This is a genomic window from Ancylobacter sp. GW821-FHT10E12, from assembly GCF_058809335.1.
In genome coordinates this window covers 143,029-157,225 of record NZ_JBXASN010000007.1, presented here as the reverse complement: position 1 = coordinate 157,225, position 14,197 = coordinate 143,029, and the positions used below count along the sequence as shown (strand labels likewise).

The 14,197-nt window shown below is 67.6% G+C and carries 13 protein-coding genes; 3 read left to right on the top strand and 10 right to left on the bottom strand.

From position 1 onward, the window contains the following. Positions 1-94: 94 nt before the first annotated feature. Positions 95-1,693: an ABC transporter substrate-binding protein gene (locus tag AC1RU4_RS11440; protein WP_492891214.1), complete on the bottom strand. Its 1,599-nt coding sequence runs from the start codon at positions 1,691-1,693 to the stop codon at positions 95-97. 246 nt (positions 1,694-1,939) lie between these two features. Between AC1RU4_RS11440 and AC1RU4_RS11435 the strand changes: the two genes are divergently transcribed. After that, on the top strand, positions 1,940-3,145 hold the full coding sequence (locus AC1RU4_RS11435) for an acyl-CoA dehydrogenase (protein ID WP_492891213.1): 1,206 nt from the start codon (positions 1,940-1,942) through the stop codon (positions 3,143-3,145). A gap of 16 nt (positions 3,146-3,161) precedes the next feature. Here the strand turns inward: AC1RU4_RS11435 and AC1RU4_RS11430 are convergent, their stop codons facing one another. The 6 genes from AC1RU4_RS11430 to AC1RU4_RS11405 all read right to left on the bottom strand — a co-directional run bounded on the left by AC1RU4_RS11430 (position 3,162) and on the right by AC1RU4_RS11405 (position 8,125). Then, on the bottom strand, positions 3,162-3,575 hold the full coding sequence (locus tag AC1RU4_RS11430; protein ID WP_492891212.1) for a methylglyoxal synthase: 414 nt from the start codon (positions 3,573-3,575) through the stop codon (positions 3,162-3,164). Then, positions 3,572-4,021: an RrF2 family transcriptional regulator gene (locus AC1RU4_RS11425; protein WP_492891211.1), complete on the bottom strand. Its 450-nt coding sequence runs from the start codon at positions 4,019-4,021 to the stop codon at positions 3,572-3,574. The genes AC1RU4_RS11430 and AC1RU4_RS11425 overlap by 4 nt, the downstream gene beginning before the upstream one ends. A 131-nt stretch (positions 4,022-4,152) precedes the next feature. Then, entirely contained in the window at positions 4,153-4,317 is a 165-nt protein-coding gene (locus AC1RU4_RS11420; RefSeq protein ID WP_492891210.1) for a hypothetical protein, read from the bottom strand. Positions 4,318-4,372: 55 nt separating this feature from the next. Then, positions 4,373-5,692 (bottom strand): ATP-dependent DNA helicase, encoded by a 1,320-nt coding sequence (locus tag AC1RU4_RS11415; protein WP_492891209.1) that lies wholly within the window; start codon positions 5,690-5,692, stop codon positions 4,373-4,375. Positions 5,693-5,729: 37 nt separating this feature from the next. Then, positions 5,730-6,569 carry an EamA family transporter gene (locus tag AC1RU4_RS11410; protein WP_492891208.1) on the bottom strand — a complete coding sequence of 280 codons (840 nt, stop codon included), beginning with the start codon at positions 6,567-6,569 and terminating at the stop codon, positions 5,730-5,732. A 98-nt stretch (positions 6,570-6,667) separates the two neighbouring features. Beyond that, complete coding sequence (locus tag AC1RU4_RS11405) at positions 6,668-8,125, bottom strand: NAD-dependent succinate-semialdehyde dehydrogenase (protein WP_492891207.1); 1,458 nt, start codon at positions 8,123-8,125, stop codon at positions 6,668-6,670. A gap of 230 nt (positions 8,126-8,355) precedes the next feature. Here AC1RU4_RS11405 and AC1RU4_RS11400 point away from each other — a divergent pair, with 230 nt between their 5' ends. Next, entirely contained in the window at positions 8,356-8,520 is a 165-nt protein-coding gene (locus AC1RU4_RS11400; protein WP_492891206.1) for a hypothetical protein, read from the top strand. Between the two features lie 60 nt (positions 8,521-8,580). Here AC1RU4_RS11400 and AC1RU4_RS11395 read toward each other — a convergent pair whose 3' ends face one another. Both AC1RU4_RS11395 and AC1RU4_RS11390 read right to left on the bottom strand, forming a co-directional pair. Further along, positions 8,581-11,259, bottom strand: a complete 2,679-nt coding sequence (locus AC1RU4_RS11395) for a DNA translocase FtsK (protein WP_492891205.1) — start codon at positions 11,257-11,259, stop codon at positions 8,581-8,583. 322 nt (positions 11,260-11,581) lie between these two features. Beyond that, a complete protein-coding gene (locus AC1RU4_RS11390; protein WP_492891204.1) occupies positions 11,582-11,902 on the bottom strand; it encodes a GNAT family N-acetyltransferase in 321 nt (106 codons plus the stop codon). A gap of 252 nt (positions 11,903-12,154) precedes the next feature. Here AC1RU4_RS11390 and AC1RU4_RS11385 point away from each other — a divergent pair, with 252 nt between their 5' ends. Further along, complete coding sequence (locus AC1RU4_RS11385) at positions 12,155-12,781, top strand: nitroreductase family protein (RefSeq protein ID WP_492891203.1); 627 nt, start codon at positions 12,155-12,157, stop codon at positions 12,779-12,781. Between the two features lie 93 nt (positions 12,782-12,874). Here AC1RU4_RS11385 and AC1RU4_RS11380 read toward each other — a convergent pair whose 3' ends face one another. Continuing rightward, positions 12,875-13,909: a glutamine synthetase beta-grasp domain-containing protein gene (locus tag AC1RU4_RS11380; protein ID WP_492891202.1), complete on the bottom strand. Its 1,035-nt coding sequence runs from the start codon at positions 13,907-13,909 to the stop codon at positions 12,875-12,877. Positions 13,910-14,197 lie beyond the last annotated feature (288 nt).

The following is a 14,197-nucleotide window of genomic DNA, read 5'->3' as shown; positions in this document are numbered from 1 at the left end:
GAACCGGAACCGCTCTAACCCAGCCTGGGGATCGCGGCGTTTCGAGAAAGCACGGCGCCGGCGGAGCGCTCCCCTCCGCCGGCGCCGGATGACGTCACTTCAGGTCGACGCCGTAGAATTCGTGGCGGCCGAAGGGGCTGACCTTGTAGTCCACGACTTCCTTGCGGGTCGGCTCATAGACCACCGAGTGGGCGATGGTGAACCAGGGCGCATCTTCCTTCACGATGACCTGCGCCTGCTCGTAGAGCTTGGTGCGCTCGGCGACATCCGAGATGGTCTTCGCCTTGTTGATCAGCGCGTCGAAGTCCTTGTTGCACCACTTGGCGAGGTTCTGGCCGCCGGGACGCGCCGCGGCGCAGCCGAGCAGGAAGAAGAAGTTGTCCGGGTCGCCATTGTCGCCGGTCCAGCCGAGCTGGCCGGTCATGTGCTCGCCCTGCTGCAGGCGCTTGCGGTACTCGCCCCATTCATAGGACACCAGCTTGGCATTGACGCCGACCTTGGCGAGGTCCGACTGCATCATCTCGGCGATGCGCTTGGCATTCGGGTTGTAGGGGCGCTGCACCGGCATCCACCACAGGTCGATGTCGAGCGGGGTCTTCACGCCGGCCGCGTCCAGCATCGACTTGGCCTTGGCCGGGTCGAACGGATAGTCCTTCACCGCCGTGTTGTAGGACCAGATGGTCGGCGGGATCGGGTTGATCGCTGCCTGGCCGGCGCCCTGATAGACGTCCTTGATGATCGCCGCCTTGTCGATCGCCATGTTGAAGGCCTGGCGGACCTCCTTCTTGTCGAAGGGCGGCTTCTGGGTGTTGAAGCTCAGATAGGCGATGTTCAGACCCGGCTGCGAGAGCAGGTTGACCACCGGATCGGTCTTCAGCGCCGCGATATCGGCCGGGTTCGGCGCGATCATCACATGACACTCGCCCTTCTTCAGCTTGGCGTAGCGGGCGGTGGGGTCCGGGGTGATGGCGTAGACGAGGTTGTCGACCTTGGCCGGGCCGCCCCAATAGGCCGGGAAGGCCTTGTAGCGGATCACCGCATCCTTCTGATAGGCGACGAAGGAGAACGGGCCGGTGCCGACCGGGATCTGGTCGAACTGCTCGGGCGTGCCCTTCTTCAGCAGGAAGTCGGCATATTCCTTCGACTGGATGGTGCCGAAATCCATGGCGAGGTTCGCCAGCATCGGCGCATTCGGCTCGGTGAGCGTGAACTTCACCGTATAGTCGTCCACCTTCTCGATCGTCTTGAGCAGGTCGGGCATGCTCATGTCGTTGAAGTAGTCGTAAGCGCCGCCGGTGACCTTGTGATACGGGTTCTCCGGCTTCCACTGGCGCTCGAACGAGAACAGCACGTCGTCGGCATTCAGGTCGCGGGTCGGCGTGAAGCCGTTGACGCCGGAATGGACCTTCACGCCCTTGCGCAGCTTGAAGACGATTTCGAGCCCGTCGGGGCTGACCGTCCAGCTCTCGGCGAGGGCAGGCACCACCTTGGTGGAGCCGCGCTCGAACTCGACAAGCTGGTTGTAGACCGGGCGTGCGGCATCGAAGCTGGTGCCGGTGGTATTCAGCGCCGGCGTGAAGTTCTCGGGGCTACCCTCCGAGCAGTAGACGAGTGTCTTGGCTGCATAGGCCGGCGCAGAAAGCGCCACCAGTACGGCCGCCGCGGCGGCCAGCTTGGCTTTGAAGACCGACATATCGAGTTCCCCTTATGTGGTGACGCGGCGGTAGCCTGTTACACGCAGGCCGCATTGTTGATGTTGACCGCATCCTTGGCGAGAACTGAAACACGCCGCGCGGCGTTGCGCAATCGTCCCCCCTCCCTCTACAAAAGTCGTATGTCTAGACATTTTGCCACGGCTATGGGCGCGGCCGTCGGGTCGGTGTAAGACGATGCCGTCGCGCCGGCCGGGACGCCGGCCCCGCCAGGGAGATCAAGAAAGATGAACGCCGCGCCGCACGCCGCCCTGAAAGCCGTCTTCGACTGGGAGGACCCGTTCGACCTCGACGGCCAGCTCACCGAGGAGGAGCGCCTCGTACGCGACACGGCGCGCGATTATGCCCAGGAAAATCTGATGCCGCGGGTAGCTTCCGCCTATCGCGAGGAGCGTTTCGACCGCGAGATCATGACCGAGATGGGCGCCCTCGGCCTGCTGGGCCCGACCATTCCGGAAGAATATGGCGGCGCCGGGCTCGGCTATGTTGCCTATGGGCTGGTGGCGCGGGAAGTCGAGCGCGTCGATAGCGGCTACCGCTCGGCGATGAGCGTGCAGTCTTCGCTGGTGATGCACCCGATTCACGCCTATGGCAGCGAGGCGCAGAAGCGGAAATACCTGCCCAGGCTCGCCACCGGCGAGATGATCGGCTGCTTCGGCCTCACCGAGCCGGATGCCGGCTCCGATCCCTCCGGCATGCGCACCCGCGCCGAGAAGATCGACGGCGGCTACCGGCTCAAGGGCGCCAAGATGTGGATCACCAACGCCCCCATCGCCGATATCACGGTGGTATGGGCGAAGTCGAGCGCGCATGACAGCGCGATCCGCGGCTTCGTGCTGGAGCGCGGCACGAAGGGCCTGTCCTTCCCGAAGATCGAGAACAAGCTGTCGCTGCGTGCCTCGATCACCGGCGAGATCGTGATGGACGATGTCGAGGTGCCGGAAGAGGCGCTGCTGCCGGAGGTCTCCGGGCTGAAGGGGCCGTTCGGCTGCCTCAACCGCGCGCGCTACGGCATCGGCTGGGGCACGATGGGCGCGGCAGAAGCCTGCTATGCCGCGGCGCGCGGCTACACCATGGCGCGCGAGCAGTTCGGCCGGCCGCTCGCCGCCAACCAGCTGATCCAGAAGAAGCTCGCCGACATGGCGACCGAGATCGCGCTCGGGCTGCAGCTGGCCCTGCGGGCCGGCCGGCTGTTCGAGGAGGGAAGGCTGGCGCCGGAGGCGATCTCGATGCTGAAGCGCAACAATTGCGGCAAGGCGCTCGACATCGCCCGCAACGCCCGCGACATGCATGGCGGCAACGGCATCTCGGCGGAATATCCGGTGATGCGCCACATGGTGAACCTGGAGACGGTGAACACCTACGAGGGCACGCATGACATCCATGCGCTGATCCTCGGCCGGGCGATCACCGGGCACCAGGCGTTCTTCTGAGGTCGGCCGCCGGCGGTCAGGCCGCTTGGCGTTTCAGCGCGGCGATGAGCATTTCCGCCGTCGAGATGTTGAGCGCCAGCGGAATGTCGTAGACGAGGGCGACGCGCATCAGCGCCTTCACGTCGACATCGTGCGGCTGCGCCGTCAGCGGATCGACCAGGAACACCAGCGCCCGCACGCGCCCTTCGGCGATCAGCGCGCCGATCTGCTGGTCGCCGCCGAGCGGGCCGCTCTTCAGCCGGGTCAGCCGCAAGTCCGGGCAGACATCGAGGATGCGCCCGCCGGTGGTACCGGTGGCGACGATGTCGAAGCGCTCCAGAATCCTGCGATGCGCCGCGACCCATGCGACCATCTCGTCCTTCTTGCTGTCATGGGCGACGAGGCCGAGCAGGCCGCTGAAGCGAGCATCGGTCAAGGGCGGGGTGCTCATATGTGGTACATCAGGTCGGCGTCGGGGTTGTCGGCATAGACGACCATGTCCTGCAGCGTCATGCCGTCGAGAATGGTGGACATGGCGTCGCGCACCTTGCTCATGGTGATGCGTACCGCGCAGATCTTGAGGTCCTCGCAATCCTGGCAAGGCATGTAGGCGCTCTTGCTGGCGCAGTTGATCGGCGCCAGCGGCCCGTCGAGGGTGCGGATGATGTGGCCGATGCGAATTTCCTGCGGCAGCTTTGCCAGCGCATAGCCGCCGCCGGGCCCCTTCTTGGAGCGCAGCATGCCGGCATTGCGCAGTTCCAGCAGGATCGCGTCGAGGAATTTCTTGGGGATGTTGTTGGAGGAGGCGATCTCGGCGCCCATCGCGCTCTCACCCGGCGGCAGCGAGGCCAGGAACAGCATCGCCTTCAGTCCGTACTTGCCTTTATTGGTGAGCATCGCCTCTACGAATCCCGAAAACCGGCGCGCAGCGAATCCTGCCCCGGCTATCCCTCATAAATGATAGATCAAGCGGCTTTTTGAAGGGTGCGCAAGGGGGGTATGTCGATGCGCGTGCGGCTCGCGTGGTTTCAACGCGCCGTCAAGGTGGCCGCGAGGCTCGGTCCGGCTGCATTCGCCGTGGCTTCCGCCTCGCTCGACACCGGGTGCACGAAGAAGACGGCTGCCGCGATGGCGCCATAGGCGAGCGCGAACAGCACGGCGTGGCGGTGGCGGGCGAAACGGGAACGGCTCATGGAATCCTCTTCTGCTCCATAGTCTATCGATACTATGGACTATGTAAAGAGGTATTCAGGATTCGAGTGCGCCGGCTTCGAAATCGGCGGCGAAGGCGGCGACGCGCCGGTCGATGCGGATATCGCTCGTGCGCAGCGGCCGCACCAGCGACAGACCCTCCAGCGAGCGGGCGCGCGACAGGGCCACATAGGCCTGGCCGGCGGCGAAGGCGCCGGAATCGAAGTCGATGCGTACGTCCTCCAGCGTCAGTCCCTGGGCTTTGTGGACGGTGATCGCCCAGGCCGGCACCAGCGGCAGCTGGGTATAGGTGCCGACGATCTTCGCTTCGACCTTGGCCGTGGCCTCGTCCCAATCGTAGCGGATGCGCTCCCAGCTCACCCGCTCGATCTCCACCACGCCGCCCGTATCGAGACGCACGAAGGCGCGGTCGGGCGCAAGGCCGATGACGGTGCCGACCGAGCCGTTGACCCATTGCTTCTCCGGATCGTTGCGCACCGCCATGACGCGGGCGCCGGTCTTGAGCAGCAGCGCCTCCGGCACCGGCAGCCGGTCGTTGGCGAGGTCGAATTCGCCCTGGCTCTTGCCCTCGTAGAGCCGGCCGCCATCGGCGAGGCTCTCCAGGCCACGTCGGTTATAGGCGTCGACGCGCGCATTGGTGGGAGCGAGCACCACCGGGACGCGGCCCTTGCGATGCGGCCCGAAGCTGGCCTCGTTGATCGCCGCCACCGCATCGGCGACGAAACGCCCGGCCCGCAAGCCGGCGAGATGGGCGATGAACTCGGCGTCGGACTGGCGGTAGACCTGGGTGAAGGGCAGGCGGGCGACCTCGACCTCGCGCAGCACCCGCGCGTCGAACGCGAAGGGACCCTCATAGCCGAGATGGCCGAGGATCTCGCGCTCGGCCATCGGCACTACCGGTGGCAATTGCAGGAAGTCGCCGACCAGCACCATCTGCACGCCGCCGAACGGCTCGGCGCTGCCGCGGGCGAGGCGCAGGCAGCGGTCGACGGCGTCGAGCACGTCGGCGCGCACCATCGACACCTCGTCGATGACGAGGCGCTCCAGCTTCTTCATCAGCGCCCGGCGCTGCGAGCGCGGCTTGACCTGCTCCGGGTCGACGAGGCGCGGCGGCAGGCCGAAAAACGAGTGGATGGTCTGGCCGCCAAGCTGCAGCGCGGCGACGCCGGTGGGGGCGAGGAAGGCCTGGCGCGAGCCGCCATGCTTGCGCAGCGCGTGCAGGAACGTGGTCTTGCCGGTGCCGGCGCCGCCCAGCACCATGATGACCGGCGCCCGCTCGCGCACGAGGGCGAGCGGGCCGGCAAAGGCCGCGTCGGTGTCGATGGGGCGAATCGCCGTTTCGGTCGGTGCGTTCATGGCCGCCACTTGAGCACAGGCGCGGCATGCGCCCAAATCAGTGCAGCTTGATCAGCACCAGCCCGGCCACGATAAGGACCGCCCCGGCGAGGCGGCTGGCGCGCGGCGGCTCCTTGAGCACCGCTACGGCGATGACCGCGGCGAACAGGACGCTGGACTCGCGCACGGCCGAGACGAGGCCGATGGGTGCCTTGGTCATCGCCCAGATGGTGATCCAATAGGCCGAAAGCGACATCGTCCCGCCGGCGAAGGCGGGACCGATAAAGCCGAGCGCGGGCCGCAGCGCCGCCGGCCCGTGGCGCAGCAGCGCCACCGTCAACACGCAGGGGCCTTCAAGAAGGAACAGCCAGGCGGAATAGAGATGCGGGCTGCCGGTGGTGCGGGCGCCCATGCCGTCGATGATCGAATAGATGGCGATGGAGAGCGCGCAGGTGCCCGCGAGGATGAGCGCCCGCGGGTCGAGACTGCCGCCGCGTGGACGCCAGGCGATGACCAGCACGCCGCCGGCAAGGATGGCGACGCCGGCGACGCCCTGCGCGTCGATCGGCTCTCCGAGCAGAACCAGCGAGAACAGCGTGGTGATGAGCGGCGAGCCGCCGCGCGCCACCGGATAGACCAGCCCCATATCGGCCAGCCGATAGGCGCCGGTCAGCGTGAAATAATAGGCCATGTGGACGGTGATCGAGGCGGCGATCCACGGCCAGACATGCGCCGGCGGCGGGCCCATCCACAACGCGATCGGCAGCGCGATGACGCTGCAGGCGCCGGTGATGAGCGCTACCGCGACGAACGGGTCCAGCCTTATCTTCAGGAGGACGTTCCAGCACGCATGCATCGCGGCGGCGGCGATGACCGCCAGGAAGACGCTGGGTTCCATGAAACGACCGGACGGCCTGTGCGATGGCCGGTCCCTATGGCCGGCGGGCGCGGTGATAGATGATTCCGCGCCCGCTGCCGAGCTTTATGACAGGTTCATCACACCGCGAGGCGGGTGACGAACTTGGTGTTGACATAGGCTTCCATCGCCTCGGTGCCGCCTTCCGAGCCGAAGCCGGAATCCTTCACGCCGCCGAACGGCGTCTCCGGGAAGGCGAGGCCGTGATGGTTGATCGACACCATGCCGCTCTCGACGCGGCGGGAGAACTCGTCCGCAAGGCGCGAGGAGGTGGTGTAGGCATAGGCCGCGAGCCCGTAGGGCAGGCGGTTCGCCTCGATGATCGCCGCTTCGGGGCTGGTGAAGGACTGGATCGGCACCAGCGGGCCGAAGGGCTCCTCGTTGAGGATGCGCGAATCCGCCGCGAGATCGGTGAGCACGGTCGGCTCGAAGAAATAGCCCTTGTTGCCGATGCGCGCCCCGCCGGTGCGGATGGTGGCGCCCTTCTGCACCGCGTCGGCGGTGAAGGCTTCCATCGCCTCGACCCGGCGGGAATTGGCGAGCGGGCCCATGCGCACGCCGTCCTCCAGGCCGTTGCCGACCTTGATGCCCTTCACCGCCTCGGTGAAGCCGTCGACGAAGCGCTCGTAGAGGTTCTCATGCACCAGGAAGCGGGTCGGCGACACGCAGACCTGGCCGGCATTGCGGAACTTGGCGCCCGAGAGCAGCTTCACCGCGTGATCGAGATCGGCATCCTCGAACACCACCGCCGGCGCGTGGCCGCCGAGCTCCATGGTCACGCGCTTCATATGCGCGCCGGCCAGCGCGGCGAGCTGCTTGCCGACCACGGTGGAGCCGGTGAAGGTGATCTTGCGGATCACCGGATGCGGGATCAGGTAGCTGGAAATCTCCGACGGCACGCCGAAGACGAGGTTGACCACGCCCGCCGGCACGCCGGCATCCTCATAGGCCTTGACGAGGGCGGCGCAGGCCGCCGGGGTCTCTTCCGGTCCCTTGAGGATGATCGAGCAGCCGGCGGCGAGCGCGGCGGAGACCTTGCGCACCGCCTGGTTGATCGGGAAGTTCCACGGCGTGAAGGCGGCGACCGGCCCGACCGGCTCGCGATGCACGACCTGATGCACGTTCTCGGCGCGCGCGGCGATCACGCGACCGTATTGGCGGCGGCCCTCCTCGGCGAACCAGTCGATGGTGTCGGCGGCGGCCAGCGTCTCGATGCGGGCTTCGACCAGCGGCTTGCCCTGCTCCAGGGTGAGGATGCGCGAGATGTCCTCGGCGCGCTCGCGCAGGATCTCGGCGGCCTTGCGCATGGTCTTGTAGCGCTCATGCGCCGGCACGCGCTTCCACACCGCGAAACCCTTCTGCGCCGCGGCAAGAGCATCGTCGAGATCGGCGATGCTGGCATGGGCGAGGGTGCCGATGGCCTCCCCGGTTGCCGGATCGACGACCGACTGGCTGGCGGCGGCGCCGCCATGGCGCGAGCCTTCGCGCCAGACACCGTCGATGAACAGGAGGACGTCGGGATAGGACACGGTGGACATGGGAAACCTCGTGGGAAGGAAGCGCCGTCGAGGAGGCGTCGGGGTGCCCCACACCTAATCGCGGGAACGCCCGGTTGGAAGGGCCGATCGTGCAATTGGATCCGGGATTTGCGCGGCACGGATGTTCAGCGGTGCGGGAACCCTCGCGGTCGGCTGGCGTTAGCGGGTATCGGGCTCCGCCCGGCGAAACCTTCAACCGGCAGTCGAACGAGACGATGGATCGCGAGCAGATGAGCAGCGAGGACATGCAGCACGACCGCCGGCCAGCACCTTCCGGCCCTGCCGACGCGCGCCCGTGGTGGCAGCGCTTCTGGGGCGCGGTGCTGATGCTGGCCGCCGCCGCCCTGCTGATGGGGGCGGCGCTGACCGTGTGGGGCGAGAGCGGCGGGCTCTAGCCTGTCGAATCGAGGGCGCTTCCGGTCGATCCGGCGTTGCGGCCGGATCGACCGGGATTTTTAGTGGCCGGCGCGTGAATCCGACAGGATCTCGCGCTTGCCGGCATGGTTGGCCGGACCGACCAGTCCTTCATGCTCCATCCGCTCCATGATCGAGGCGGCGCGGTTGTAGCCGATCTGCAGCCGGCGCTGGATGTAGCTGGTCGACGCCTTGCGGTCGCGCATCACCACCGCCACCGCCTGATCGTAGAGATCGCCGGCGTCGGCGCCCATCGCGCTGCGGTCGAACACGGCGGAATCGTCGGCCGGCGGCGGGGCGTCCTCGTCGTCCTCCGCGGTCACCTCGTCGAGATAGTCCGGCCGGCCCTGCGTCTTCAGGTGCTCGACCACCCGTTCGACTTCCTGGTCGGAGACGAACGGGCCGTGCACGCGGGAAATCCGCCCGCCACCGGCCATGTAGAGCATGTCGCCCTGGCCCAGCAGCTGCTCGGCGCCCATCTCGCCGAGAATGGTGCGCGAATCGATCTTCGAGGTCACCTGGAACGAGATGCGGGTGGGGAAATTCGCCTTGATGGTGCCGGTGATCACGTCCACCGACGGCCGCTGCGTCGCCATGATCAGGTGGATGCCGGCGGCGCGGGCCATCTGCGCCAGGCGCTGGATGGCGCCCTCGATGTCCTTGCCGGCCACCATCATCAGATCGGCCATCTCGTCCACCACGATGACGATGTAGGGGAGGGCGGAGAGATCCATGATCTCCTCCTCCTCGTTCATCTGCCCGGTCTCGCGGTCGAAGCCGGTCTGGATGGTGCGGGTGATGATCTCGCCCTTGGCGCGGGCTTCCGCCACTCGGGCATTGAAGCCGTCAATGTTGCGCACGCCGAGGCGGCTCATCTTCTTGTAGCGCTCCTCCATCTCGCGCACCGCCCATTTGAGGGCGACGATCGCCTTCTTCGGATCGGTGACGACCGGTGTGAGCAAATGCGGGATGCCCTCATAGACCGAAAGCTCCAGCATCTTGGGGTCGATCATGATCAGCCGGCACTGGTCCGGCCGATGCCGGTAGAGCAGGCTGAGGATCATGGTGTTGATGGCGACCGACTTGCCGGAGCCGGTGGTGCCGGCGACCAGCAGATGCGGCATGCGGGCGAGGTCGACGATCACCGGCTCGCCGCCGATGGTCTTGCCGAGCCCGATGCCGAGCTTGGCCTTGGCGGAATCGAATTCGTGGCTGGAGAGCATCTCGCGCAGCCATACCGTCTCGCGGCGCTGGTTCGGCAATTCGATGCCGATGACGTTGCGCCCCTCGACCACCGCCACGCGGGCGGAGATCGCGCTCATCGAGCGGGCGATGTCGGCGGAGAGGCCGATGACGCGGCTCGACTTGATGCCGGGCGCCGGCTCCAGTTCGTAGAGGGTGACGACCGGGCCGGGATTGGCGTCGATGATCTCGCCGCGCACGCCGAAATCATGCAGCACCTGCTGCAGCTTCACCGAATTGCGCTCGAGGAATTCCTCCGACAGTTCGTAATCCGGCTCCACCGATGGCGGCTCGGTGAGCAGGTCGAGTGGCGGCAATTCGTAGCCCATGCGCTGCGGTGCCGGCACCGGGGCCGGACGCGGAGCGGCAGCCGGCACGGGCGCGGGAGCCGCTGCCACGGGCGCCGGCGCCGGCGCGGCGACCGGCATCGGTGCGGGCGCGGAGGCGACAGGGACGGCAAAGACCGGCCAGGAGAAGGTGAGGGCCGCGCCGCCCACCGAATAGGGCGCGTCGAAGCCGGCGACGATGCCTGGTGCTTCGGCTTCCACTGCCGGGGCGACGGCGACGAGCAGTTCCTCGACCGGTTCGCTCTCCACGACCACGGCTTCCAAGACGGCTGATTCGGCGAGATCGGTCTCGTCGAGCCTCTCGTCGTCGTCTTCATCCTCGGCAAGGTCGTAGGCGGCGCCATCGTCATCGGCGTCGGAATCATACGGGGAATAGAATGCCTTGTCGGGGTTCCTGTCGGTCGCCGGCGCCGCTGCGACAGGCTCGGCCCCCGCGGCCTGCCAGGCCGAGGTGTCGATGGCGGTGTCCTGATGCGCGGGCACTACCGGTGGTTCGGCCCAGCCGAGCTGGATCAGCCCGGCGATCCGCTGGATGGAGCTTGGCGGCACGTCGTCCGCCCGCGGCGCCGGAGCGCTCATGGCAGGTGCCGGCGTAGCGACGACAGGCTCCGGGGAGACCGCCGGGGAGGAGGCCGGTTCAGGCGCCGCGGTGGCGAGGCTGGCGGGCGTGACGGCAGCGGCCGGGATGGCGCTGTTCGGCGTCGCCGGCTGGATGATCAGCGGCGTCGCCGGCTCGCGCGGCGGCTTGCGCGGCGGCACCAGCAGCGCCGGGGGAGCCACGCGGGCGGTGGCCGGCATGGCGATGTCGCTTGCCGGCGCCGGGGCGGTCATCATCGCCGGCGCCGGGATCGGATCCGGCACCGCCACCGGCGGCTGGCGCAGCAGATAGTCCGGGGTGCGGGTGAAGCGGGTATTGGGGGGCATGGTGAAGGGCTGCAGCCAGCTGGGGATCACCACGCGCGGCCCGGGCGCCACCGCGGCAGCCGGCTTGCCGGCAGGCACGGGCTGGCCCATGGCCGAAATGCCGGCGGCGGCCGGCCTGGCGGGCACGACCGGTCGGCCCGGCGGCTCCGCGAGCGGCGCACCGGCATAAAGCGAGGGCGGCGGCAGCTTGGAGGCGGGGGCCCGCATGGGTCCCTTGATCGGGGCGGGCGGGGGCGCCGGCGGAGCGACCGGCTTGTGATTGGCACGCGAGACCAGGCGCGTGGCGCGTGCGGCGTCGTCCGACGCGCTGGCCGACGGGGAATCACTCTGATCGGAAGGACGAGCCGGGAAACGCATGAGCCGCCAAACCTGTGCCGCTGAAACCGCTACGGGCCGCCTGCCGCGACCCGTCTGTGAACGGTCTCCACGCTAGAAGATCAGCGTTAATGAAGCGTTTGGCGGCTGGGCTTTCCACAAGGGTGATGCATCGGTGCAACGCTGGCGCATCGCGGCTCGCGGCCGGGCGGGATCAGGCCGGCAGGCCGAGCGTCGCGCGGATTTCAGGCGCCATCAGGTCGTGGGTTTCCGGGTGCTTCATCATGTAGCGGCCGAAGACCGAGCAGCGCGGGATGACCGACAGATGCCGCTCGCGTGCGCTGGCGAGGCCGGCCTCGACCAGCTTGGTGGCAAGGCCGCGACCGCCGAGTTCCGGCGGTACTTCGGTGTGCATGAAGATGATGTGATCGGGCGCCAGGAGATATTGGGCAATGGCGAGATGCCCGTCGACCTCGATCTCGAAACGGTCCTTGGCGCGGTTGTCGCGGACCGGGATTTCGCCGTTCATGCTCATCGGATGCTCCTTGGAGGCTTCGCCCGTTTTCGGGATTTGCCCCGCGCCGGCGACGGTGCAGGGATGGGATATTGTCGACCAAAACCGTCGCCGCGTCGCCCCCCTTGCCGGGCGAGGCCGGGAAAATCTTTGCCGGTCGCGTCAGGAGGCCCGGCTTTGACCGGGCGTCGGGGCTCGGCTATGGGGCTATCCCGTCAACCTGCGCGGACGGCCGGGGTTCCCGCGGTATCCACTGCCTCAAGGAGGTCCGCCATGCCGGAATCCGTCGCCGCCGCCATTCTCCCGTCCGCTCCCGCCCTGCTGGAGGCGATGACGCGCCGTCGCTCGGTGCCGCCGGCCGCGCTCGCCGCGCCCGGCCCGTCGCCCCAGCAACTGCACGAACTGCTTACCCTGGCGCTGCGCGTGCCGGATCACGGGATACGCGAGCCCTGGCGATTCGTGGTGATCGAGGGACCGGCGCGGGCCGAGATCGGCCGCCGGCTCGCCCCGATCTACCGCGCCGCGAATTCGCAGATGGAAGAGGCGAAGCGCGAGAAATTCGCCGGCATCATGGAGCGTCTGCTGCTCGCCGCCCCGACGGTGGTGGTGGTGATCAGCCGGCCCGACCGCGCCTGCGCGATCCCGGTATTCGAGCAGGAACTCTCGGCCGGGGCGGTATGCATGAACCTGCTGCACGGTGCCCATGCGCTCGGCTATGGGGCGATGTGGGTGACCGGCTGGGCGGCGACCCATCCCGAGGCTGCCGCGCTGATCGGCGCCGGCGCCGGCGAGCGGATCGCCGGCATCATCCATCTCGGCAGCGCGACGAGCCTGCCCCCCGAACGCCCGCGCCCGGATGTCGAGGCGCTGACCACGCGCTGGGCACCGCCGGAGGCGTAAGCGGCGGACAGCAAAAACCCGGCCGCGCCTTTCGGCGGGCCGGGTTCTCGATAAAGGCCGGCAGCGCGGGCCATGCCGCGCCGCCGACGAACATCACGCCGCAGCGGACGCCTTGAGGGGGACTTCCGAGATCGTCTTCAGGACCTGGGAAGCGATCTGGTAGGGGTCGCCCTGGGAATTCGGGCGACGGTCCTCGAGATAGCCCTTGTAGTCGTTCTTGATGAACGAGTGCGGCACGCGGATCGAGGCGCCGCGATCGGCAACGCCGTAGCTGAACTTGTTCCACGGCGCGGTTTCGTGCTTGCCGGTCAGACGCTTGTCGTTGTCCGGCCCGTAGACGGCGATGTGGTCCATCAGGTTCTTCTCGAAGGCCGCCATCAGGGCCTCGAAATAGTCCTTGCCGCCGACTTCACGCATGTACTTCGTGGAGAAGTTGCAGTGCATGCCCGAGCCGTTCCAGTCGGTGTCGCCGAGCGGCTTGCAGTGATACTCGATATCAATGCCGTACTGCTCGGTCAGGCGCTGGAGCAGGTAACGGGCCATCCAGATCTCGTCAGCGGCCTTCTTGGAGCCCTTGCCGAAAATCTGGAATTCCCACTGGCCCTTCGCCACTTCGGCATTGATGCCTTCGTGGTTGATGCCGGCCGCGAGGCAGAGGTCGAGATGCTCCTCGACGATCTCGCGAGCGACGTCGCCGACATTGCTGTAGCCGACGCCGGTATAGTACGGGCCCTGCGGAGCCGGGTAGCCGGCCGAGGGGAAGCCGAGCGGGCGGCCGTCCTTGTAGAAGAAGTATTCCTGCTCGAAGCCGAACCAGGTGCCTTCGTCGTCCAGGATGGTGGCGCGGGCGTTGGTGGAGTGCGGGGTGACGCCGTCCGGCATCATCACTTCGCACATCACCAGGGCGCCGTTGGTGCGGGCCGGATCGGGATAGACCGCGACGGGCTTGAGCACGCAGTCAGAGCTGCGGCCTTCGGCCTGCATGGTGGAACTGCCGTCAAAACCCCACAGCGGAAGCTCTTCGAGCGACGGGAAGGTGTCGTATTCCTTGATCTGCGTCTTGCCACGCAGATTGGGGACCGGCTTGTAGCCGTCCAGCCAAATATATTCGAGCTTGAACTTTGTCATATCGGGTCTCTCGTAAGCTGGCGTCGCGAACGAAGTTGCGGCCAGTCGACCATTCAGGTCCTGCCGCCAACGGCCAGCGAAATTTGAAGCATCTTCCGTGCCAATTCGCGCGCAGTGCGTGTCGAACATGGCCGCGGGGTGTGGCGGCGGCGGCGTGGCGGCACCATATCGTCAGGACCATGCGGGTGTTTCGCAGCACCGCGCGGGGCGAGGCAAAGCCTTCGTGGGTCAGCGGTGCCGGGCGGCCGGCGGGACCTGCCGGGCGGGCGCGCAGGCGGGGAGAGGTGC